Origin of the sequence: Tateyamaria omphalii, assembly GCF_014651375.1 — a bacterium.
Lineage (GTDB): Bacteria > Pseudomonadota > Alphaproteobacteria > Rhodobacterales > Rhodobacteraceae > Tateyamaria > Tateyamaria omphalii.
In genome coordinates this window covers 679,113-700,154 of record NZ_BMWT01000001.1, presented here as the reverse complement: position 1 = coordinate 700,154, position 21,042 = coordinate 679,113, and the positions used below count along the sequence as shown (strand labels likewise).

Here is a 21,042-nt window from a genome sequence, read left to right as displayed (position 1 = left end):
GTGCCACCTGTCCTGTCAAAATTGTCATGGATCCCAGCGGCGACGGATGCCGCCGCCGGGTCACAGGCTTAGCAGCCCGCTTCGATATTGTTCTCGCTGGCGTAGGACGCGCTGTCTTCGTCGATCAGCGGTTGGATCACATCCATATCAGTCGCTGCGAATTCAGAGATCAGCGACCATGTACCCGCGGAGGCATCCCACTGGGTCATACCGATCAGGCCTGGACCACCGTGGTTTGCACAGGACACATTGAAGGACGGACCAAAGCCCGGCAGACCCAGTTCGGTCATCTTGGCTTCGGTGATTTCCAGTGCCTCCATGCCGTCACGCATCATTGCAGGCGTGATCTCGGCGGTGCCGTGGATTTCCTGCGCGGTCTTGGCCGCTTCGGCGGCGAGCATCGCAGCATAGAGACCCCGGTTGTAGAGCACCGTACCGATCTGGTCGCCAGCACCAGCCGCCTTGCCCGCATCCACAACATACTTCTGGATGTCGTCAAAGACGGGGAAGTCGCTGCCCACACCGTGGAACGTCAGCGCCTTGTAGCCGTTGGCCGCGTCGCCCGCAGGCAGGACGTCGTTCTCAGAACCCGACCACCAGATGCCAATGAAGTTTTCCATCGGATAGCGGATGTTGGCCGCTTCCTGGATCGCCACCTGGTTCATGACACCCCAACCATACATGATGACATTGTCGGGGCGCTCGCGGCGGATTTGTAGCCACTGCGACTTCTGCTCCTGACCGGGGTGATCCACGGCCACCAGCATCAGCTCAAAGCCGTGCTTCTCCGACAGCTCCTCAAGCGTGCGGATCGGCTCCTTGCCATAGGCGGAGTTGTGGTAGACCAGCGCGATCTTCTTGCCCGCGATGTCGCCCTGGCTCATCAGGTAGTTGATCGCACCCGAGGCACCGTTCCAGTAGTTGGCAGGGTAGTTGAACGTATGGCTGAACACTTGGCCATTCGCCGCAGAAGTCCGGCCATAGCCCATGGTGTGCATGGGGATATTGTCAGCCGTCGTCTTGGGGATCAGCTGGTAGGTGATGCCCGTCGACAGCGGTTGGTACACCAGCGAGCCTTCACCCTTGGTCGACTCATAGCATTCCACACCCTTCTCGGTATTGTAGCCCGTCTCGCACTCCAGCACGCGGGTCGCGACCCCACCGATGCCGCCGTCACGTTCGTTCAGCAGCGTGAAGTAATCCGCATACCCATCGGCAAAGGGGATACCCCCCGCCGCATATGGGCCGGTCCGGTAGCTGAGCGACGGGAACACGAGGTCCGCCATCACCGGGCTTGCCGCCATCATGGCTGCGACGGCGTAGGTGCCTAGTTTGTATTTCATCGGTAATTCCTCCCTAGTGGTTGTCCGATGCGAGCCCTGAGGCCCATCCGTAGGGCGGGGTTCACCCCGCCATTCTTGGTGGCCACCGTCAGTGCGGGAACGGCCACAATCTCAATTTCTCCTTGGCCACGCGCCACAGCTGCGCCAGCCCGTGCGGTTCCAGGATCAGGAACATGATGATCAGACCGCCCACGATCACAAGCTGGAAGTGGGCCACGATGTCTGTTGGCCAGCCCATCAGGTCCACACCCACGATCTTGAGCACGACCGGCAGCACCACAAGGAACGCAGCACCTGCAAAAGAACCAAAGATCGACCCAAGGCCCCCGATGATGATCATAAACAGAACCAGAAACGACTTGGTAATGCCGAACACCTCACCCACCTCGACCGCGCCGAGATATACGGCAAAGAACAGCGCGCCCGAGATGCCGACAAAGAAGGACGACACGGCAAAGGCCGTCAGTTTGGCCTTCAGCGGATTCACCCCGATGATCTCGGCCGCGATGTCCATGTCGCGGATGGCCATCCATTCGCGTCCAACGGACCCCCGCGTCAGGTTGCGGGCGATGATCGCTGCACCCACGGTGAAGACAAGGCAAAAGAGGTACGTGGCCCACGCTTCGGTGTTGGGGCCTGTAACCTCAATGCCAAAGACGGTCCGTTCGGGCGCGTTGATCTGGCCCGAGGCTGAATAGTTGTAGAACCACGACACCTTGTTGAAGAGCCAAACAAGGAAGAACTGCGCCGCCAGCGTGGCCACTGCCAGGTAGAACCCCTTGATGCGCAAACTTGGCAAGCCAAAGGCTGTTCCAACAAGGGCCGTAATGCCTCCTGCCAAGATCACGTGGAAGAAGATATTCACATCTGGGAAGGCGGTCATCAGCTTGTAGCAGGCATAGGCCCCCACAGCCATGAACCCCCCAGTACCCAGAGAAACCTGCCCGCAATAGCCGGTCAGGATGTTCAGTCCGATGGCCGCGATCGCGTAGATCAAAAAGGGCAAAAAGATAGAATTGACCAAATAATCCGTCATTACGAAGGGCATGACCAACACGGCCACAGCCAGCACAAAGTAGTACCGGTAGCGGTCGAACTTGATCGGGAAGGTCTGGCTATCCTGCGGATATGTCGTCGAAAAATCGCCCGCTTCACGATAGAACATCAGATGCGTCCTCCCATTGCGCGCAAGGTGAATGCGCCTTTAACCACAGTGCCGGTTTTCCGCGTTTTGCCACATTTCCCACCCTGTCCCATGGCAATCTGTGTGTGGGAAAATGGAGTGGGATCTATGACCGCGATACTTGACGACATCCGTCGTCTGGATGCCGCGCATGCGCGGGGTGAAATCAATGCCGTCGATCTGGCAGCGGCCAAAGCCAAATTGTTCGAATCCGTGCCGGATGCCGATGAGGTGGTTATCCAAGCAACAGCGCGGGCTGCACCCCGACGACCAACCGGGCGCTTTGGGCCAACGCTGCTGCTGTGCATCTTTGTCCTGACACTTTGCGCCGGTACCACGTTGCTGCTGACGGGCGACCTCATGCTGGCGATGACGCTGTCCATCACGGTACTTGCCGCATTGACAGTGACGCTGTTTCGACAGCTGGACAGTTGAAAGTGATGCTTCATCAGTGGATCAACCCTCGGATCTTTTCAAACTCATCATGGTAAGTGAAATTGATCATACGGAAGCTTGATCCATCAGTTTGGCCCGAAATAGTCCAATACAGAATTGTGCCGTCACGCTCAGTCATGAAGACTTCGGAAATGAAGTAACCACTTTGCCGGACCTGTTTTATTGTCGTGCATTCCTTGAAGCCGTCGGGTGCAATCGCTTCCAATCCACCTGCAAGCTGTTGCTTGGCAGCGTCTGAAACTTCGAAGTTGAGCATAGCCAGATTGTAGTCTCCATCCACAACGGAGTCCTTAAACTCTTCGAGGCCGCGTACCGGTTCTGGGACATTGATCGCCGTACATTTTGCCGATGCCGAAGTAGCCAAGACAGTGGTCAAGGCTGCGACAGCAAAGGATTGCGAAAAACTATACACGTTCAATGATCTTCTCCCCAAACAAGCCCTGCGGACGGAACACAAGGAAGATCAACGCCAGCACGTAGGCAAACCAATTCTCAGTCGCGTTCATGGTAAAGCCAAACAGTGCGCCCGCCAGATCGCCCGAGGACATGAAGAACTCGAACAGCTTCTCGCCCACACCAATGATCAGACCGCCCACGATGGCGCCGGGGATGGACGTGAACCCGCCCAGCATCAGCACCGGCAGAGCCTTCAATGCGATCAGCGACAGCGAGAACTGCACGCCCGATTTCGCCCCCCACATGATTCCCGCGACCAGCGCGACAAAGCCCGCGACCGACCACACCAAAATCCAGATGTAGTTGAGCGACACGCCGACGGACAACGCCGCCTGGTGATCATCCGCCACGGCCCGCATCGCGCGCCCCTGCTTGGTGTATTGCGAGAATATCACCAGCGCCGTCACCAAAAGGATCGCGATAATCGTGGCTGTGATGTCCAAATTGTCGATGAAGAAGCCGTAGCCAAACAGGTTGAACGTCGCCTCATCAATGGCAAGGTTGATGCCCTGCGGCAGGCATGTCCCTTCGGCCAGACACACATCCAGCTTCTTGATCTCGGACCCCCACATCAGGTCCGCAACGCCTTCGAGCAGATAGGCCAGACCAATGGTCGCCATGAAAAGAATGATGGGTTCCTGCCCCACGAGATGCTTGAAGATGAAGCGCTGCACCATCCACGCCAACAGGATCATCACCAGCACCGTCAAAAGAATGGCGACCACCGAATGCACATGCCATCCAAAATGGTGAATCTTGGTCCCGAAGATCGCATTGATCAAATGCGCGAATGGCACCTGCCCAGACTGGATACCCACCAGCGTCATTGCCGCAAACAGCGCCATGACCCCTTGGGCAAAGTTGAAGATGCCAGACGCCTTGAAGATCAGGACAAAGCCCAGCGCCACAAGGGCGTAGAGCACCCCGGCCATCAGACCGTTGAGGAACACCTCGCTGGCATAGATCAGTTGGTCAGACACGATTTACCCTTTCCATCCCATAGAGGTACAAAACGCAGCCGCAGCCGGACCGGTCGTTGCAGCAAACACCACACGGTCCCCGTCACCTGCGTTGAACAAGAAATACACATCCGGTGCTTCGGCCGTGCAATTTGCATAGGCGCGCAGCGGTGGCGGGAACTTGAGCTCAACCAATCCATTTGAACGCAGACGCGCATCTGCACCGATCCAGCCTGTGACATTGAACTGAGGCCACTGTGGCGACTTCGGCCCCGATCCGCTGCACGTCCAACTACCGGGCGTGGTGGAAGTGCCCTTTGAATGGGCAAACCCGACAGCGAAATCGAAATTCCCACCTGAACCCTGCGGATAAAGAACGGTTGCGTTAGTCCCGCCTTCATCCTCATCCGAAGAGGCCGGTGGTGTTTGGAAGTTCCAGACGGTAACCGGCTTTGCCGTAATGTACCGAGCGCATTCTCCAAGCCCCGCCTCAAACGCCGCCTGATCCTGTGCAGTGGCCAATTGAGGCATGGCAATCAAGGCCGCGACACACGCTATGAATCTCATTTCAACCCCACCCCCATCAAATCAGCCGTGTGATCGCGAAGCGGCTGGTAACTCACCCGCAGACGGGTCAGCCCTTCGAATGTCAGGTTCCAGTTCAGTGTGATCTCGGTCACGCGCCCATCGCGGCGCGGGGCGGCAAGAAATGCCGCGGCAAAAGCCCGATCCATGGTCACTCGGCTTACGGGCTCAAAAGCGGTTGTCGACACGAACCTCGACCCTGCCCCATCACGCCATTCGTTGAACGCCGTCAGCAACTCGGAATAACTGAACCCATGGCTGATGATCTCGCAGGCGGGTTCGTCATACATGAACACCACCAGCGTGTTAGGCAGATCCGTCTCCTGATAACCCAGCGCGTAAGAATTCAGTGTGCTTTCAAAGTACCGGCGGAACGTGCGCGGGATCGGCATGATGTCTCGTGGCGACAGGCTAGCCGGATCTTCCAAATAGGGCAGGCACCGCGCTTCAATCACGTCACAGAGGCCTGCCATATCGGGCTGCGACGGATCACAGATCGCAGGCTCACCCGCCAGCGCAGGACCGGCCCAAAGGGCGGCACATATGGCCAGCAGCCTAGCTCTCAAGATCAGTCTCCACGACGCGGAACGCACCATCATCGACGCGCACCATCACGCGCGGTTCGATCCATTCGTTGCTCACCAACCAATCGGCTTCACGCACGTAACGACCCGAAGCAACTTGCGCAGACACCCAATCCTCCGCCATGGCATCCACAGCCGCCTCTGGCACCTCGACGGCGCAAGCCCGGTCACCCAGTGCAGGTGCCGCATCCAGCAGTAAGGTGAACGCATCCGCAGCATAGACCCGGATCGCATCATGCATCTGGTCCGCGGGCTGTTCGGTCAAATCGTCTACGATGGGCAGTGTTTGATGCTCAAATGGATCAAGACACCGCGCGACAAACGCATCCCATCCCGGCCCGGCCAGCGCCACACCCGGCAAAAGCGTTGCGCAAAGCGCCAGAATACAGCGCGTTAGGGGTGCACAGGGGGTGTACGAGAGGTGTACGCGGGGTGACACCCTGTTGCCGGGTGTCCATTCAGTCATGCGACACCCCAAGATAGGCGTCGATCACATCCTGATTGTTGCGCACATCGTCCGGTGTACCGTCCCCAATCTTCTTGCCGTAGTCCATAACGACCACGCGGTCGGACAGGTCCATAACCACACCCATGTCGTGCTCGATCAGTGCAATGGTGGTTCCGAACTCGTCATTCACGTCGAGGATAAAGCGGCTCATGTCCTCTTTCTCCTCGACATTCATACCCGCCATGGGTTCGTCCAGCAGCAGCAGCGACGGTTCAGCTGCCAAGGCGCGCGCCAGCTCGACCCGTTTCTTCAGCCCGTAAGGCAAACGGGCCACCGGTGTCTTGCGGATGGCTTGGATTTCCAGAAAATCGATAATCTTTTCAGCGATTTCCCGGTTGGCTGTTTCTTCCGCCTCTGCCTTGCCTTTCCAGATAGCCTGCCCCCACAAACCGGTCTTCATGTGGGTCAGCCGCCCGGTCATCACGTTGTCCAGAACAGTCATCCCTTCAAAAAGCGCAATGTTCTGGAATGTCCGCGCGATCCCTTGTCGCGCCACCTCGAACGGCTTCATCGGCGGGCGCGGCGCACCCTTGTAATACACCTGCCCCTCTTGCGGGACATAGAACCCCGAAATGACGTTCAACATCGACGATTTGCCCGCGCCGTTGGGGCCGATGATGGCGCGAATCTCACCCTCGCGGATATCAAAGGAGATGTCCTTGATCGCCTCAACCCCTCCAAAGCGCAGCGTGATGTTCTTCATCTCCATCACCACGCCACCGATCTTGCGGCCATCAGCGGTGGTGTAGCCTTCGGTCTGATCAAGCATCCATCACCTCCATCGCCCGCCGTATTGGAGGCATGTTAACCAATCTATGCGCAAGCTCGGGACACATTTCGGAGGGTTCCCAATGTTTGACGCACTTGAACGACGCTACCTGCTGAAACTCGCATTCGATTGCCACCGAAAGGGGCTGAGCGCTGCGGAAACACGCAAAATCATGAGGCGCAACATCGGCCACTTTACTGGCGACAATCGCCTGACCTGTGCCATCCGACACGTGTTCAAGAACTAAGGCCATAGGCTCCGCCGATTCGGACCTGAAACCCTCCACCAGAGGCTTTCCAAGACGGTCCTCATTCCCTGTTTCAAGGAAATCCCCCTCGGAGGGTCGATTGGCCTGCCGACCCAATCGTATGAAATGGTGCACCAAACGGGATGGTGGGCGGGGCGATGGCGCAGCCGAGCGTCGAACCAGCATCCTCACTCCGCCGCCATCTTTTGCGCAACCGCCGATGTCACTGCCGCGCGTATTTCAAGCGTTGCCGAAATCGATCCTTTGCGCCCATCTTCATAGGTCACCTCTGTTGTGGTCGAGATTTCCTGCGATCCGTCATAAAGCGCGGTGATGATGTCGCCATATTTCTCCTCAATGATCCGACGGCGTACCTTGCGCGTGCGGGTCAACTCGCCATCATCTGCATCCAGTTCCTTATGCAGGACCACAAAGCGATGCACCTGGCATCCTGACAACATTTCGTCCTCAGCCACCGACCGGTTCACCTCTTCCACGTGTTCGGTGATCGTGGTCAGCACCTGCGGATGGCCCGCCAATTCCTGATAGGACGCATAGGCGATGTTGTTCCGCTCCGCCCAGTTGCCCACGGCGGTCAGATCGATGTTGATAAAGGCCGTGCACTCATCGCGTCCGTTGCCAAAGACCACAGCCTCTAAAATGTTCGGGAAGAACTTGAGCTTGTTCTCCACATATTTCGGCGCAAACAGCGCGCCTGATGCCATCTGCCCCACATCCTTGGCTCGGTCGATGATGCGCAAATGGCCAGAGTCTTCTTCAATGAACCCGGCATCGCCCGTCGCCACCCACCCCTCAGGGTCCTTGGTGTCGGCCGTACTTTCGGCGTTCTTGTAGTATTCCACGAACACACCGGGCGAGCGATAGAACACCTCGCCATTGGGTTCGATTTTCAACTCCACACCTGGACATTTAACGCCAACCGTGTCGCTGCGCACCTCGCCGTCAGGCTGGGCAGTAATAAACACCGTCGCCTCGGTCTGGCCGTAAAGCTGCTTCAGATTGATGCCCAAAGAGCGATAGAAATCAAAGATTTCCGGGCCAATGGCTTCACCAGCCGTATAGCCCACGCGCACGCGCGAAAAGCCGAGCGTGTTTTTCAATGGCCCATACACCATCAATTCTCCCAGCGCGTACTTCATCCGGTCCATGAACCCGACCGATTTGCCATCCAGAATGGCCGGTCCAACCTTACGGGCGTGTGCCATGAAGTAATGGAACATACGTTGCTTGAACGCGCCCGCATCTTCCATGCGGATCATTACATTGGTCAACTGACCCTCGAATACCCGAGGCGGGGCGAAGTAGTAGGTCGGACCGATTTCGCGCAGGTCCACATGCATCGTGTCGGCGCTTTCAGGGCAGTTTGTGCAGAACCCGGACCACAACGCCTGACCCACGGAAAAGATGAAATCGCCCACCCACGCCATCGGCAGGTATGCCAAGATATCATCGCTCTGCCGCAAGCCATCAAACTCAGAAGATGACTTTGACGTTTCAATGACATTTCGGTTCGACAACACCACGCCCTTGGGCTTGCCTGTTGTACCCGAGGTATACAGCATCACGCAGGTGCTGTCGTAATCCAGCGCCGCAATGCGCTTGGCCATCTCAGGCGCAAGTTCATCCCGCTTGGTCCGTCCGGCATCCTGCACATGGCTATACTGGTGCAGCTTGGCATGATCGTATTTCCGCAGCCCCCGCGGATCGAGGTAGATCATCTGCTCGAAGTCCGGCAGCTGGCCCTGCACCTCGATCACTTTGTCCACCTGCTCCTGATCGCCCGCGATGACAAAGCGCGCGCCGGAGTGGTCGAGGGTATAGGCCATCTCTTCGGCCGCAGCGTCCTGATAAAGCGGCACGGGGATCGCACCCGCCATCTGCGCCGACATCATGGACCAGTAAAGGTAGGGACGATTGCGGCCGATGACAGCGATATGATCACCGGGCTGCACGCCCAGGTCGATCAACCCAAGCGCCAGCGCTTCAACCTCTTCCAGCGTTTCCGCCCATGTCCAGCTTTGCCATATCCCGAACTCTTTCTCGCGATAGGCAGGGGCCGATCCGAATTCATTGGCATTCCGATGTAGCAGCGCAGGTACGGATTTCAGTCCGCTCGCGCCCTCAGACGACTTGACCACGTATGTTCCTCCCCAGCGCACCCCCTCCCGAGGGGCACGCGTGATCGCTCAGACGATTCTTACTGTGTCTAAGGATGTAGACCTAACGCTGCGCGTCAACTTTTTCCTGATGTTTTCCCAAACCTTACGAATTGTAACAAGCTGGCCGCGACCCGTTGTGCGAGCCCGGAAACCAGTGCTAGCCATATGGCATGGCACAGGATCATACGGCATCGCTGACGGCCTCGGGCTTGAACCTGATCGTGCAGGCGCTGACGATCTATGATCAGGATTTGCGACTTGCTGTTTGCAATGCGCCGTTCCAGCAGATGTTTGATTTACCGGATGCACTCGTCACCCCCGGTTCCACCTTTCGCGAAACAATCACGCATTTGGCCAAGCGCGGTGAATACGGCCCGATCGACGATCTGGACAGCTTTGTGCAGGAACGTGTGGATCAGGCCCTCGCCTTCGAGCCGCATTACATGGAGCGCACCCGCGCCAATGGCCGCACGATCAGCGTCGAAGGCTCCCCCCTGCCACAGGGCGGTTGGGTCACGGTTTACACCGACATCTCCCACATCAAGGCGCAAGAAACGCTCCTGCGTGCCCGCGCTACGGAACTATCCGATCAGGTGCTGCAACACACCGAAGCGCTGAGTGCCACGAACCGCCAACTGGCCGCCACCGTTGCCGCTCTCGAAGAAGCCAAACGTCAGCTGACCGAGACGGAGGCCCGCACCCGCCTGACAACCGAGATGATGCCGGCCCACATCGCGCTTGTGGATGCCAGCGGTCACTACACTTACTCGAACAGACGCCTCAGTACGGTTATTCCCAGCCGCCCGTCGGACATTGTCGGCCAACACATCTCGGATGCACTTGGTGCCTTTGCCTACGGACGCATCGCATCGAACCTGGCACGTGCCTACAAGGGCGAGGCATCCGTGTTTGAGTTCACGGATGAGGCAAGCGCCAGACGGATCCGTGTAGCCTTCACACCGGAGGCCTCGGGCGGCGTCTACATCCTGTCCATGGACATCACGGAAGAAACACAGGCGCGCGTCGCGCTCCAACAGAACAGGCGCCGCACACTTGCGGCTCAGATGACGTCTGGCATGGCGCATGACTTTTCCAACCTGTTGACCATCATCCTGGGCTTACAGTCCAAACTTTCCCGCATGGGGGGGCTGCCGTCGGGCGCCCAGGACCTGATCGACGGCACACTCTCTGCCACCCGCCGTGGCGGCGAGCTGCTGAATTCAATCGCTGACATGACTGCAGGACGCGCCATGCGTCCCGCCGCGACTGACATCGAAACGCTGCTGGGCGATATGACCACCATGGCGCAATCGACCCTGCCACCCGGACTCACGCTCAGCACATTCACAACGGTCACAGGGCCCCACATGCTGGACCCCGGCTTGGTGAAAGACAGCCTGTTGAACCTTATCCTGAACGCCCGCGACGCCTGCGGCACCAAAGGGGACATCACCCTGACGGCGCGCCCTGTCCACGACACATGGCTGGAATTCACCGTCACCGACACCGGCCCCGGCTTTTCCAATGACGCGTTGGAACACGGTTTCGACCCGTTCTTCACCACCAAAGGCTCCGAGGGATCGGGTATGGGGTTGCCCATGGTTTATGACATGACCAAGCGGGCGGGTGGCGATCTGAAGCTGGGCAACGGAGAAACTGGAGCACAAGTACGTCTGCGCCTGCCCCTCCGCCCTGCCCCACAACTGGCGGGCTCGCTCGTGCTGCTGGTCGAGGACGACCCAGACTTGCGCCAATACTACCGCGACTTGCTGATGGGCATGGGTCACGCCGTGATCGAAGCTGCGGGCGTGGACGAAGCCATCGCCCTCACGGCAGACCTGCCTGACATTGGCCTTGTGCTGTCTGACATCAACCTTGGGTCCGGCAGCCGCACCGGCATTGACCTTGCAAACCAGTTGCAGGGTAGCCTTCCCGTGATCCTGATGACCTCACTTCCGCGGGGTGACACACTATACCAGACTGCAGCGCTGTCCGCCCCGGTTCTTCGCAAGCCGTTTGAGGCGTCCGACCTTGCTGCACTCCTTCAGGCGGATGCGGCATGACCAAGCCACTTGTGACGATCCTCGACGATGAACCCGCGATCCGCACAATCCTAGCCGACGCTTTGGAAGAAGCAGGGTTTCGCACCCTGTCCTTTTCCCGCGCCGCAGCATTCGAAGCAGCGCTCAAAACTCACAAACCCGATGTCTGCCTTGTCGACCTGGGTCTGCCGGACACCGATGGATTGACCCTCGTCCACAAACTCGCCCTAGAACAGGGCGCAGCGGTCATCATCATCTCGGGCCGGGCGCAGGTGCAGGACAGGGTGACCGGTCTGGAATTGGGCGCCGACGACTACATCATCAAACCCTTCGATCCGGCGGAGGTTGTCGCCCGCATCCGGGTGCGGTTGCGCACACCCAAGACAGCAACACAAACAGGACAGATCGCCCGTTTCAATGGGTGGGAGGCATCGTTCGACAGCTACACATTGACGGATGAATCCGGTCAGGAAACACCATTCTCTCATGCCGAAGGTGAGGTTTTGCGCCTGTTTCTAGATGCGCCAAAACGCCTGATCAGCCGGGCCCAGATGCAGGAGAGCCTGGGCGGCGGGGCCGGAGACAGCTTTGACCGGGCAATGGATGTCCGCATCAGCCGTTTGCGCACAAAACTGCGCGAAGACCCCAAGAACCCGCGCCTGATCAAAACGATCTATGGTGCCGGTTACATCTTTTTGGGCGATGTGCAGTGGACATGACGATTCAACCCGTGGCAGAATCGAAACATGATTGAAGCACTCCTCTACCGTTCCAGTCAAACCCGGTTCTACCGGGTTGAAATCACGTTGAACCTGTTCGCCGAAGCATCCGTGGTTATCGAGTGGGGATTGATCGGCGGAAAGCCATGCCAACGTGTGACCTGCCATAGCGATCTGCGGGCCGCATCAACCGCCGCCGACCGCTACAGACAGCGGGCCATCAAGCGCGGATACGCCCGCGCCGCCTAAAGTCCGGCGGCATGGGCCAATACCTTCAGACCCGCCACAAGATCGGCCTCGTTCGTATCCTCCTCGAACGCATGGCTGATGCCGCCGATTGACGGCACAAACAGCATTGCAACCGGCATACACCGGGCCACATTTGTCGCGTCATGCAGGGCTCCCGAAGGCATTCGCCGCCATTTTCCCGGTGCGACCATCTCGGCACCGGCTTCAAGCTTGGCGCGCAGATCAGCATCCATCGCCACTGGCTCCAATCCGAGCAGCGGTCCTTTCTCGACGCCAAGGTCCAATTCTGCCGCGATCTCTGACAGAGTGTCCTCGATCACCGCCTCCATCCGCGCCAACCGGACCACATCCGCATCCCGCCATTGCATGGAAAAGCGCACCTGACCCGGCACGATGGACGACGCATTGGGGCTGACCGCCACATGCCCAATCGTCCACACGGTTTGCGGCGTGACCACATTTCGCAACCGCTCGTTCAAGCGGCTGGAAAATGCAACCAACCCCTGAAACGCATCCCGCCGCAGCGCCATCGCCGTCGTGCCGGCATGGTTCTGTTGCCCGGTCAGCGTGATCACTCGATCCCGAATGCCGACAATGTCGGTCACGACACCTATTTGCTCGCCCGCAGTGTCCAGTGTCGCGCCCTGCTCGATATGCAGTTCGATAAAGCCGGTGAACTGCGCCGGATCGACGGACGCGCCTGCACGATCCCCAACAACCGCGCGCGCATGTCCAAGCGAAACATCGTCATGGTCAAGCAACGCATCCGCATCGGCCAAAGACAGCCCACCAGACCACACGTTGGATCCGGTCGTGACGCCATAGCGCCCCTCCTCGTCCTGAAATGACACAACCGAAATCGCAGGTCCGCCGGCTTCGACGCTTGCCCGCGCCACCTCCAAGGCCGCAACCACACCCAAGGCACCGTCCAGCCACCCGCCTTGCGGCTGACTGTCGGAATGCGACCCAAGCAGCAACGACGGCCCCTCAGCCAGTCCAAACAAGTTCCCCATCGCGTCAAAATGCGGCGTCAAGCCGGCGTCAGCAATCCGCGACGCCAACCAATCGCGCGCCGCGATGTCAGCCTCGGAATAGGCGGGCCGCACAACACCTTTGCCGACACCCGAGGCACCAAACCGGCACAGTGCATGCAGGTCGTTGAGAAACCGGTCAGGATTGATCATGCTCGTTTACTCCTATCAACCGCGAACCGCTGGCTATTGCCGGAACATGGCACCAGACCTGCTTAAGTTCCAGAAAGTTGAGAAAAGAGGCTGCTGATCAATGATCAAATACTACTATCCAGACGGAACACATTGCTATCGCGCACTGCACACGGCTCATGCAGTTTATACCAATGACGCGGGCAAGCTGATCGCTCGCGCAGAAAAGCCCGACCGCTCCGATATGTACGAATTCGAAATCACCGGCTTCGAACTCGTACCAACCGGCGTCCATTGCACCTGAGACTGTTCTCTTCTTCTGGCTCAAAATACCTTCGGGGAGTTTGAGGGGCAGACAGCCCCTCATCAACAAAAGTGAATCGTGCGCGCCATCAGGCGCTCATCAAGATCACTCCGCTGCGACCGCCCCGGTTACTGCCTCGACCCGAACGGCCGAGAACTTGAACTCCGGAATCTTGCCATAAGGGTCCACCGCCGGGTTCGTCAGGATGTTTGCCGCCGCCTCCACGAAGGCAAAGGGCAGGAATACCATGTCTGGCGACACCGCCCTGTCCTCGCGCGCCATGATCTCGATTGATCCGCGCTTGGTGGTCAGCCGCACCATGTCCCCCGGCACCACGCCCAGCTTTCGCAGGGTAGATGGATGCAACGAACAGTTTGCCTCCGGCTCAACAGCATCCAGTACAGTTGCGCGGCGAGTCATTGACCCGGTATGCCAATGCTCCAGTTGCCGCCCCGTGGTCATAATCATCGGATAGTCGGCATCCGGCACATCATCGGGCGGGATCACCGCAGCAGGTGTAAATCGCGCACGCCCATCCGGCCGCGGGAACCCATCACCAAACACGATGGCCTGACCTGGATCATCCGGCGACAGGGACGGATAGGTAACCGCGTTCTGCCCCTCCAGCCGCTCCCAGGTGATATTGTCCAGCGACTTCATATTCAGCTTCATTTCGGCGAACACATCTGCCGGGCTCTCATAGGTCCAGCCAAGGCCCAGACGCTTCGCCAATTCCACCTCGATCCACCAGTCTTCCTTGGCCTCGCCGGGTGGCGGTACAGCGGGGCGGCCCATCTGAACCTGACGGTTCGTATTGGTCACAGTCCCCGTCTTTTCAGCAAATGCCGACGCAGGCAGAATCACATCGGCATAGTTCGCCGTCTCGGTAATAAAAATGTCCTGCACCACCAGATGGTCCAGCTTGGCCAGCGCATCCCGCGCATGCTCCACATCCGGGTCAGACATGGCCGGGTTCTCACCCAAAATATACATCGCCTTGATCTGATCGGCATGGACCGCATCCATGATCTCGGTCACGGTCAGCCCCTTCTCGTTCGAGAAGTCGCCGGAGCCCCAAACATCCGTGAAAGCGGACCGCACGCCATCATCCGTCACCGTCTGGTAGTCGGGCAAGAACATCGGGATCAGGCCTGCATCCGACGCACCCTGCACATTGTTTTGCCCCCGCAGCGGATGCAGCCCAGCGCCCGGGCGGCCCACCTGCCCCGTCATCAGCGCCAACGAGATCAGGCAACGCGAGTTATCCGTCCCATGGATGTGCTGCGACACACCCATGCCCCAGAAAATCATCGCTGATTTCGCCCCGGCAAAGGTGCGTGCCACATCACGCAATACATCCGCCTCTATCCCGCAAATCTCTGCCATCTTCTCGGGCGTAAAGCCCGCCAGATGCTCTTTCTCTGCCTCCCAGTTCTCGGTGTAGGCATCAATATATTGCTGGTCGTACAGCCCCTCCTCGACAATCACATGCATGATCGCGTTCAGCATCGAGACGTCAGCGCCGGGCCGGAACTGTAGCATGTGGCTGGCGAAGCGCTTCAAAGCCTGACCGCGCGGGTCCATCACAATCAGTTTCCCACCACGCTTGGTGAATTGCTTGAAATATGTAGCCGCCACCGGGTGGTTCTCAATCGGGTTGCAGCCGATGGCAATTGCCACATCCGCATTCTCGATCTCGTTGAAGGTCGCTGTCACCGCGCCCGACCCTACATTTTCCATCAACGCCGCAACGGACGACGCGTGGCACAGCCGTGTGCAGTGATCGACGTTGTTATGGCCAAAACCCTGCCGGATCATTTTCTGAAACAGGTAGGCTTCCTCGTTCGTACACTTCGCCGACCCAAACCCGGCGACCTCACGGCCCCGACCCTTCAGCCCATTCGCCGCAAAGTCCAACGCTTCTTCCCAAGACGCTTCCCGGAAATGCGTCGACCAGTTGCCGGGGTCCACGTTCAACCCTTTGGCGGGCGCATCGTCGCGCCGGATCAGCGGCTTGGTCAGACGGTGATCATGGTGGATATAGTCAAAGCCAAAACGGCCCTTCACACACAGCCGACCCTCGTTCGCTGGGCCATTGATGCCCTCGACATATTTGACTTTGCCATCCTTCACCTTCAGCGAAATCTGGCAACCCACCCCGCAGAACGGACAAATGCTCTCGACCTCATCATCGTAATCCGCACTGTCGCCTACTTGCTGATCGTCAACCACGGTCGACGGCATCAGCGCACCGGTCGGGCAAGCCTGTACACACTCGCCACAGGCAACGCAGGTCGACTCGCCCATCGGATCGGCAAAGTCGAAGGTCGGATAGGCGTCATGCCCCCGCCCCGCCATACCAATCACGTCATTGACCTGAACCTCGCGGCAGGCGCGGACACAAAGGCCGCATTGAATGCAGGCATCCAGATTGACGGACATCGCCACATGGGAATCATCTAGCAGCGGAATGCGGCCCTCTTCCAATTTGGGAAAACGGCTTTCTGACACGCCATTCATTTCGGCCATGTCCCAAAGATGCGCAGACTTGTCGTGGGCCACATCCCGCTCGGGCTGGTCTGCCACCAACATTTCGACCACCATCTTCCGTGCATTCTCGGCCCGCGCGGAGTTGGTCGTCACAACCATTCCTTCCGACGGCTCGCGAATACACGAGGCCGCCAGAACACGCTCACCTTCGATCTCGACCATACAGGCGCGGCAGTTGCCGTCGGGGCGATAACCCGGCGCAGGCTTGTGGCACAAATGCGGGATCACCAGACCGCGACCATTGGCAACCTCCCAAATGGTCATGCCAGCTTCGGCCTGCACTTCCTGCCCATCCAGTGTGAATGTCACCTTGTCCGACATGCGCCAAATCTCCCTATTACCCATCCGATATAGGCGAGCGCACCAGACCAGTTGACTCCCAATCCCGACGCCGCACGCCGGTTTTGCGCCATGCGGGTTTCCGATCCGCAACCATTGCTCACCCCCGGCAACAAGGATAGCCAAAGGGCATGCTTGTCCGCCCTACACCCACCAGCCTGCGCATCACCGGACAAACCCTGATCGTAGGAGGGCTCGGCGCCGCCATCGCAGAAGCCATCGGCGCACCCATCGCCGTCCTGACCGGACCCGCGCTTATCGTCAGCCTTGCCGCCCTCGCCGGGCTGCGGACGGGCATCGACGACACCGTACGCAACCTTGTCTTTCTGCTCGTAGGCGTCAGCATTGGCAGCGGCGTGGACAGCAACGCAACAGATGCCATGCTGCGCTGGCCGCTGGCCTTTGCCGCACTGGGACTGATGCTTTGGGCGACGCTCTGGCTCTGCGGGCGGTTGCTACGACACGGCTTCGGGCTGGACCACCGCAGCGCTTACCTTGCCTCTGCCCCGGGGCATCTGAGTTTTGTCGTCGGGCTGTCGACGGGGCTGAACCTCGACACCACGCGCATCGTCGTAATCCAATCGGTTCGGCTGCTCGCGCTTACACTCACCGTACCTGCCATAGCCCTTGCCTTCGGTTTTGAAATGACCGGACAAGTGTTGCCACCCGGTCCGCCGATGGCTTGGCTGCACCTTGTCACACTGTTGGCCGCTGGCCTCGCCCTTGGGTTCATTCTTGACAAGATCGGCCTGCCTGCACCGCTTCTGATCGGCGGCATGATCGCCTCCAGCCTCGGTCACGCGGCCGAGGTCACACCGGGCGTCATGGCCCCATGGCTCAGCTATCTGGGGCTGATGACTGTGGGCACCCTGATCGGCGCCCGATTCAACGGCATCACACGAAGGGCGTTGGCAACGTCTCTGTTGGCCGGGCTCACCGTCACAACACTGACGGTTCTCATGGCTCTGGCCGCCGCACTGCCCGTGGCCTACGCGCTCGGCTTCGATCCGACACATGTGCTTATCGCCTTTGCCCCCGGCGGCTTGGAAACGATGATCGCCATGGGCGTCGTGCTGGGGGCCAATCCCGGGTTCGTTGCTGCCGCGCACGTCTCCCGCCTATTGTTCCTGACAATCCTATTGCCCGCCTTCGTCGGGCGCCTCAAACGCGCCTGATCCAGTCTTCATCTTGCAAAATAAACTTCCGCCGGAGGCTCCCGCACTTTCCACATGCGCATCGCTCGCCTAGAACGAAGTGAAATACTCAACAGGCACCCATGTCCCACATTACCCTGATCCGCCACGGCCAAGCCAACACCCATGCCAAGGACGAAGCGAGCTACGACCAGCTGTCTGACCTTGGCCACCAACAGGCGGCATGGCTGGGCGACCACATGCGCGCCACGCATCAGCACCACACACGGCTCTACACCGGCACCTTGCGACGGCATCGCGAGACCGCGAACGGTATGGACACTGGGATGAAAGCCACAGAAGACCCCCGCCTGAACGAGCTGGAATACTTCACGATGGCCGAAGCGTTGGAAGCCGAACACGGGATTCCCATCCCGGCAGCACCCTCCGAATTCGTGCACCACTTCCCCAAGGTTCTTAGCCACTGGCAGAGCGACAAGCTCGAAAATGTGCCCGAACGATTTTCCGAGTTCGAGACGCGGATCAAGGACGCCCTGACCGAGATTGGCGAGGGCGAAGGACCAGCTCTCGTTGTTACGTCCGGCGGGCTGATCGCCATGACAATGCGGCTGCATCTGGGGCTTGAGGTTTCGGCCATGGCCAACGTGGCACTCGCGATCATGAACACCTCGATGCACCGGCTGCATCCCATCGGGGGCACATGGTCGCCCGTAATGTTCAATGCAGTGCCACACCTCGAACACCCCGACCGCCATCATGCGCAAACGCATGTCTAACGCACCAGATCCGAGGATCCGCCCATGAAACTCTACTACGCAACCGGCACCATCTCGATTGCAGTCGCCATCGCACTGGAAGAGGCGGGGCTTGCCTATGACACGCACCAGCTCGACTTTGCCGCAGGCGATCAACAATCGCCCGACTATGCCAAGGTCAATCCGAAGGGGCGCGTTCCGGCTCTTGAAATAGACGGTACGATACTGACGGAAACAGGTGCGATCCTCGACTATATCGCGGCCCAAGCCCCTGCCCTTTTGCCCGCAAACCCCATCGACGCAGCCAAGGCGCGCAGCGTGATGTACTACCTTGCCTCAACCATGCATGTGAACCACGCCCACAAGATGCGCGGCCACCGCTGGGCCGATCAGGACTCCAGTTGGCAGGACATGAAGGCAAAAGTGCCCGAAACGATGACGGCCTCAGCCCAGTTTGTCGAAGACGAATGCCTCACTGGCCCCTTCATCCTAGGCGACCAGATCACAATTGCGGACGCATACCTGTTCATGGTGTGCTCATGGCTGCCAGGTGACGGTGTTGACCTTGCACCTTTCCCGAAAATTCGCGCCTTCATGGACGCGATGGGCGCGCGCGACAGCGTCAAAACCATCCGCGCCAAAGGCATGATGCGATGACACATCTTTGGGTTCGGGCCGAGCAACGAGAGAACGAAGACCGGGTTGGCCTGACCCCTGAAGGCACAGCTAAGCTGATAGAGGCAGGTATCGCAGTCACAGTCGAAGACAGCCAAACCCGCTGCATCCCAACCGACCGCTACGCCAATGCCGGCGCCACCATCGCCGCCGAGAACACATGGCCAACCGCACCCGCGGATGCGATCATCTTTGGCCTCAAGGAACTACCCGATGATGGCACACCCTTGGCACATAAGCACATCATGTTCGGTCACGCCTACAAGGGACAGCCAGCAGGTCAAATCCTGTTACAAAGATTCAAGGTGGGTGGCGGCACGCTTTATGACCTGGAATACCTCGTGGACGAGGCCGGAAAACGCGTTGCAGCCTTCGGGTACTGGGCAGGCTACGCAGGCGCTGCCGTTGCGCTCAAATGCTGGATCGCACAGCAAAAACATCAGATGACCGGACCAGTTAACTCGTATCCGAGTTCAAACCACCTTTTGGCCGAACTGCAATCAGACCTTGTGGGCACCGGCACACACCGCCCCACCGCCCTGATCATCGGTGCCTTGGGTCGTGTTGGTACAGGTGCCGCAGACTTGTGTACGGTGATGGGTGTTCCAACGACCCGCTGGGACATGGCCGAAACCAACCATGGTGGCCCATTCCCGGAAGTGTTGGCGCATGACATCTTTTTCAACTGCATTCTGGCACGCCCCGGCACACCCATCTTTGTCCCCGCGGGGACACCGCACGCCGCACGCAACCTCAGTGTCATCGGCGACATAGCCTGTGACCCAGACAGCGATTTCTCCCCCATCAAGGTCTATGATCGGACAACCACCTGGGGTGCGCCAGCCTTGCGCGTGCATGACGCACCACCGCTGGACGTTACAGCGATCGACAACTTGCCGTCGATGCTGCCGTTAGAAAGCAGCGAAGACTATGCGGATCAATTGCTGCCAAGCCTGTTGACCCTGTCGGACCTAAGCACAGGCGTGTGGAAACGCGCCAAGGCAACTTTTGACGCGGCCATGGAGCACTGATGCGCCTGCAATATCACTTCAGACCCAGCCCACGCGGACTTTTGGCTTGGGATATGCGCAAGATCGCTGAAGCCAGCGTGGGCCTCTTGCCCCAACCTGTTCGATTGACCGAAATCGCGGAGGTGGATGAAAACTGGTGGTTCGCGCACAACGTCACCCCGACGCCACGGACGATCGCCCATCATATGCAACTGGTGAAACAGGCGAACCGTGCTTACCCGATCATACTTGATGCCGAGGGACGGTTGATGGACGGAATGCACCGCGTTGTCCAAGCTTTGCTGGCCGGTGACACAACAATTCAGGCCATCCGGTTGCCTGTCACTCCCGCGCCCGACTTTGTCGGCATCGACCCAGATGACCTGCCATACGAAACAACAAACTGAGACCTCGAATGTAGAAGGAACGCCGGTGCTCTACCTACCAAGCAATGCCTCCTCTTCATCGCCCAGAGGCAATCCCAATGCTTCCATTCCCGCTTCCAGATGATCTGGAAAATGCGGCGTTCCGAGCAAGTAATCGGCACATGGTGTGGTGGCTTCGGCCTCTGCCGTTGCGACGGCTTCCTCCCAATCATCCGGCTCAAAGGCACCCCGCCCAACCCACATGATCGCCACCAGTTCAGCCTGCTCGTCAGTATCGAGGCGATCAATCAGACCACGTAATTCACCCTCGGCCCGCTCAAGCTCGCGCCCCATCAATACCACCTGCGCGACGATGGCCCGTTCAATCTCAAGATTCATGGTTCAAACCTCCTGAGCTCATCCTGCTCAGTCCGCAAACCTGCCGCC

The 21,042-nt window shown here is 59.0% G+C and carries 23 protein-coding genes; 11 read left to right on the top strand and 12 right to left on the bottom strand.

The genetic code is table 11. The features are described from left to right. Window positions 1–68 precede the first annotated feature (68 nt). Window positions 69–1,343: an ABC transporter substrate-binding protein gene (locus tag IE087_RS03305; RefSeq protein ID WP_189367648.1), complete on the bottom strand. Its 1,275-nt coding sequence runs from the start codon at window positions 1,341–1,343 to the stop codon at window positions 69–71. Window positions 1,344–1,431: 88 nt separating this feature from the next. Next, the gene (locus IE087_RS03300) at window positions 1,432–2,508 is read right to left on the bottom strand and encodes a branched-chain amino acid ABC transporter permease (protein WP_189367646.1); all 1,077 of its coding nucleotides are present in this window, start codon (window positions 2,506–2,508) and stop codon (window positions 1,432–1,434) included. A 126-nt stretch (window positions 2,509–2,634) separates the two neighbouring features. Here IE087_RS03300 and IE087_RS03295 point away from each other — a divergent pair, with 126 nt between their 5' ends. Further along, window positions 2,635–2,961, top strand: a complete 327-nt coding sequence (locus IE087_RS03295) for an SHOCT domain-containing protein (protein WP_189367645.1) — start codon at window positions 2,635–2,637, stop codon at window positions 2,959–2,961. Window positions 2,962–2,974: 13 nt separating this feature from the next. Here the strand turns inward: IE087_RS03295 and IE087_RS03290 are convergent, their stop codons facing one another. The 6 genes from IE087_RS03290 to IE087_RS03265 are packed head-to-tail and all read right to left on the bottom strand — an operon-like array spanning window position 2,975 to window position 6,843. Beyond that, entirely contained in the window at window positions 2,975–3,346 is a 372-nt protein-coding gene (locus IE087_RS03290) for a hypothetical protein (protein ID WP_189367643.1), read from the bottom strand. 40 nt (window positions 3,347–3,386) lie between these two features. Next, window positions 3,387–4,418 (bottom strand): branched-chain amino acid ABC transporter permease, encoded by a 1,032-nt coding sequence (locus tag IE087_RS03285; RefSeq protein ID WP_189367641.1) that lies wholly within the window; start codon window positions 4,416–4,418, stop codon window positions 3,387–3,389. A 3-nt stretch (window positions 4,419–4,421) separates the two neighbouring features. Then, entirely contained in the window at window positions 4,422–4,964 is a 543-nt protein-coding gene (locus tag IE087_RS03280) for a hypothetical protein (protein ID WP_189367639.1), read from the bottom strand. Further along, entirely contained in the window at window positions 4,961–5,548 is a 588-nt protein-coding gene (locus IE087_RS03275; RefSeq protein ID WP_189367638.1) for a hypothetical protein, read from the bottom strand. The genes IE087_RS03280 and IE087_RS03275 overlap by 4 nt, the downstream gene beginning before the upstream one ends. Continuing rightward, window positions 5,538–6,032 (bottom strand): hypothetical protein, encoded by a 495-nt coding sequence (locus tag IE087_RS03270; RefSeq protein WP_189367636.1) that lies wholly within the window; start codon window positions 6,030–6,032, stop codon window positions 5,538–5,540. Before IE087_RS03270 ends, IE087_RS03275 begins: the two co-directional genes overlap by 11 nt. Continuing rightward, a complete protein-coding gene (locus tag IE087_RS03265) occupies window positions 6,025–6,843 on the bottom strand; it encodes an ABC transporter ATP-binding protein (protein WP_189367634.1) in 819 nt (272 codons plus the stop codon). Before IE087_RS03265 ends, IE087_RS03270 begins: the two co-directional genes overlap by 8 nt. Window positions 6,844–6,925: 82 nt before the next feature. Here IE087_RS03265 and IE087_RS03260 point away from each other — a divergent pair, with 82 nt between their 5' ends. Then, on the top strand, window positions 6,926–7,090 hold the full coding sequence (locus tag IE087_RS03260; protein ID WP_189367632.1) for a hypothetical protein: 165 nt from the start codon (window positions 6,926–6,928) through the stop codon (window positions 7,088–7,090). A gap of 188 nt (window positions 7,091–7,278) precedes the next feature. Here the strand turns inward: IE087_RS03260 and IE087_RS03255 are convergent, their stop codons facing one another. Continuing rightward, the gene (locus tag IE087_RS03255) at window positions 7,279–9,249 is read right to left on the bottom strand and encodes an AMP-binding protein (protein WP_189367630.1); all 1,971 of its coding nucleotides are present in this window, start codon (window positions 9,247–9,249) and stop codon (window positions 7,279–7,281) included. Window positions 9,250–9,440: 191 nt separating this feature from the next. Here IE087_RS03255 and IE087_RS03250 point away from each other — a divergent pair, with 191 nt between their 5' ends. Genes IE087_RS03250 through IE087_RS03240 form a run of 3 tightly spaced genes read left to right on the top strand, consistent with a single transcriptional unit; the run spans window position 9,441 to window position 12,280 of the window. Further along, window positions 9,441–11,333, top strand: a complete 1,893-nt coding sequence (locus IE087_RS03250; protein WP_189367628.1) for a PAS-domain containing protein — start codon at window positions 9,441–9,443, stop codon at window positions 11,331–11,333. Further along, complete coding sequence (locus tag IE087_RS03245; protein ID WP_189367626.1) at window positions 11,330–12,031, top strand: response regulator transcription factor; 702 nt, start codon at window positions 11,330–11,332, stop codon at window positions 12,029–12,031. Before IE087_RS03250 ends, IE087_RS03245 begins: the two co-directional genes overlap by 4 nt. Before the next feature lie 27 nt (window positions 12,032–12,058). After that, on the top strand, window positions 12,059–12,280 hold the full coding sequence (locus IE087_RS03240) for a WGR domain-containing protein (protein ID WP_189367623.1): 222 nt from the start codon (window positions 12,059–12,061) through the stop codon (window positions 12,278–12,280). Here IE087_RS03240 and IE087_RS03235 read toward each other — a convergent pair. Continuing rightward, window positions 12,277–13,464 carry a hydantoinase/carbamoylase family amidase gene (locus tag IE087_RS03235; protein WP_189367622.1) on the bottom strand — a complete coding sequence of 396 codons (1,188 nt, stop codon included), beginning with the start codon at window positions 13,462–13,464 and terminating at the stop codon, window positions 12,277–12,279. The two genes, IE087_RS03240 and IE087_RS03235, sit on opposite strands and share 4 nt — an antisense overlap. Before the next feature lie 100 nt (window positions 13,465–13,564). Here IE087_RS03235 and IE087_RS03230 point away from each other — a divergent pair, with 100 nt between their 5' ends. Then, window positions 13,565–13,747, top strand: a complete 183-nt coding sequence (locus IE087_RS03230; protein WP_189367620.1) for a hypothetical protein — start codon at window positions 13,565–13,567, stop codon at window positions 13,745–13,747. Window positions 13,748–13,852: 105 nt separating this feature from the next. On the opposite strand, the gene fdhF is transcribed toward IE087_RS03230, so the two are convergent. Further along, entirely contained in the window at window positions 13,853–16,618 is a 2,766-nt protein-coding gene (fdhF, locus tag IE087_RS03225; protein WP_189367618.1) for a formate dehydrogenase subunit alpha, read from the bottom strand. Between the two features lie 149 nt (window positions 16,619–16,767). On the opposite strand from fdhF, the gene IE087_RS03220 reads away from it, so the two are divergent. The 5 genes from IE087_RS03220 to IE087_RS03200 all read left to right on the top strand — a co-directional run bounded on the left by IE087_RS03220 (window position 16,768) and on the right by IE087_RS03200 (window position 20,637). Beyond that, a complete protein-coding gene (locus IE087_RS03220) occupies window positions 16,768–17,811 on the top strand; it encodes an AbrB family transcriptional regulator (RefSeq protein ID WP_189367617.1) in 1,044 nt (347 codons plus the stop codon). 101 nt (window positions 17,812–17,912) lie between these two features. Further along, a complete protein-coding gene (locus IE087_RS03215) occupies window positions 17,913–18,566 on the top strand; it encodes a histidine phosphatase family protein (protein ID WP_189367615.1) in 654 nt (217 codons plus the stop codon). 24 nt (window positions 18,567–18,590) lie between these two features. Beyond that, window positions 18,591–19,202: a glutathione S-transferase family protein gene (locus IE087_RS03210; protein ID WP_189367614.1), complete on the top strand. Its 612-nt coding sequence runs from the start codon at window positions 18,591–18,593 to the stop codon at window positions 19,200–19,202. Beyond that, a complete protein-coding gene (locus IE087_RS03205; RefSeq protein ID WP_189367612.1) occupies window positions 19,199–20,251 on the top strand; it encodes a saccharopine dehydrogenase in 1,053 nt (350 codons plus the stop codon). The genes IE087_RS03210 and IE087_RS03205 overlap by 4 nt, the downstream gene beginning before the upstream one ends. After that, window positions 20,251–20,637 (top strand): hypothetical protein, encoded by a 387-nt coding sequence (locus IE087_RS03200; RefSeq protein ID WP_189367610.1) that lies wholly within the window; start codon window positions 20,251–20,253, stop codon window positions 20,635–20,637. The genes IE087_RS03205 and IE087_RS03200 overlap by 1 nt, the downstream gene beginning before the upstream one ends. 30 nt (window positions 20,638–20,667) lie before the next feature. On the opposite strand, the gene IE087_RS03195 is transcribed toward IE087_RS03200, so the two are convergent. Then, window positions 20,668–20,994, bottom strand: coding sequence for a DUF3775 domain-containing protein (locus IE087_RS03195; protein ID WP_189367609.1), 327 nt, complete (start codon window positions 20,992–20,994; stop codon window positions 20,668–20,670). Between the last annotated feature and the right edge of the window lie 48 nt (window positions 20,995–21,042).

What these genes read in the sequence shown, in the direction of transcription:
- IE087_RS03305 (WP_189367648.1), bottom strand. Translation starts at nt 1,343, where the DNA reads ATGAAATACAAACTAGGCACCTACGCCGTCGCAGCCATGATGGCGGCA.
- IE087_RS03300 (WP_189367646.1), bottom strand. Translation starts at nt 2,508, where the DNA reads ATGTTCTATCGTGAAGCGGGCGATTTTTCGACGACATATCCGCAGGAT.
- IE087_RS03295 (WP_189367645.1), top strand. Translation starts at nt 2,635, where the DNA reads ATGACCGCGATACTTGACGACATCCGTCGTCTGGATGCCGCGCATGCG.
- IE087_RS03280 (WP_189367639.1), bottom strand. Translation starts at nt 4,964, where the DNA reads ATGAGATTCATAGCGTGTGTCGCGGCCTTGATTGCCATGCCTCAATTG.
- IE087_RS03270 (WP_189367636.1), bottom strand. Translation starts at nt 6,032, where the DNA reads ATGACTGAATGGACACCCGGCAACAGGGTGTCACCCCGCGTACACCTC.
- IE087_RS03265 (WP_189367634.1), bottom strand. Translation starts at nt 6,843, where the DNA reads ATGCTTGATCAGACCGAAGGCTACACCACCGCTGATGGCCGCAAGATC.
- IE087_RS03260 (WP_189367632.1), top strand. Translation starts at nt 6,926, where the DNA reads ATGTTTGACGCACTTGAACGACGCTACCTGCTGAAACTCGCATTCGAT.
- IE087_RS03250 (WP_189367628.1), top strand. Translation starts at nt 9,441, where the DNA reads ATGGCACAGGATCATACGGCATCGCTGACGGCCTCGGGCTTGAACCTG.
- IE087_RS03245 (WP_189367626.1), top strand. Translation starts at nt 11,330, where the DNA reads ATGACCAAGCCACTTGTGACGATCCTCGACGATGAACCCGCGATCCGC.
- IE087_RS03240 (WP_189367623.1), top strand. Translation starts at nt 12,059, where the DNA reads ATGATTGAAGCACTCCTCTACCGTTCCAGTCAAACCCGGTTCTACCGG.
- IE087_RS03235 (WP_189367622.1), bottom strand. Translation starts at nt 13,464, where the DNA reads ATGATCAATCCTGACCGGTTTCTCAACGACCTGCATGCACTGTGCCGG.
- IE087_RS03230 (WP_189367620.1), top strand. Translation starts at nt 13,565, where the DNA reads ATGATCAAATACTACTATCCAGACGGAACACATTGCTATCGCGCACTG.
- fdhF (WP_189367618.1), bottom strand. Translation starts at nt 16,618, where the DNA reads ATGTCGGACAAGGTGACATTCACACTGGATGGGCAGGAAGTGCAGGCC.
- IE087_RS03220 (WP_189367617.1), top strand. Translation starts at nt 16,768, where the DNA reads ATGCTTGTCCGCCCTACACCCACCAGCCTGCGCATCACCGGACAAACC.
- IE087_RS03215 (WP_189367615.1), top strand. Translation starts at nt 17,913, where the DNA reads ATGTCCCACATTACCCTGATCCGCCACGGCCAAGCCAACACCCATGCC.
- IE087_RS03210 (WP_189367614.1), top strand. Translation starts at nt 18,591, where the DNA reads ATGAAACTCTACTACGCAACCGGCACCATCTCGATTGCAGTCGCCATC.
- IE087_RS03205 (WP_189367612.1), top strand. Translation starts at nt 19,199, where the DNA reads ATGACACATCTTTGGGTTCGGGCCGAGCAACGAGAGAACGAAGACCGG.
- IE087_RS03200 (WP_189367610.1), top strand. Translation starts at nt 20,251, where the DNA reads ATGCGCCTGCAATATCACTTCAGACCCAGCCCACGCGGACTTTTGGCT.
- IE087_RS03195 (WP_189367609.1), bottom strand. Translation starts at nt 20,994, where the DNA reads ATGAATCTTGAGATTGAACGGGCCATCGTCGCGCAGGTGGTATTGATG.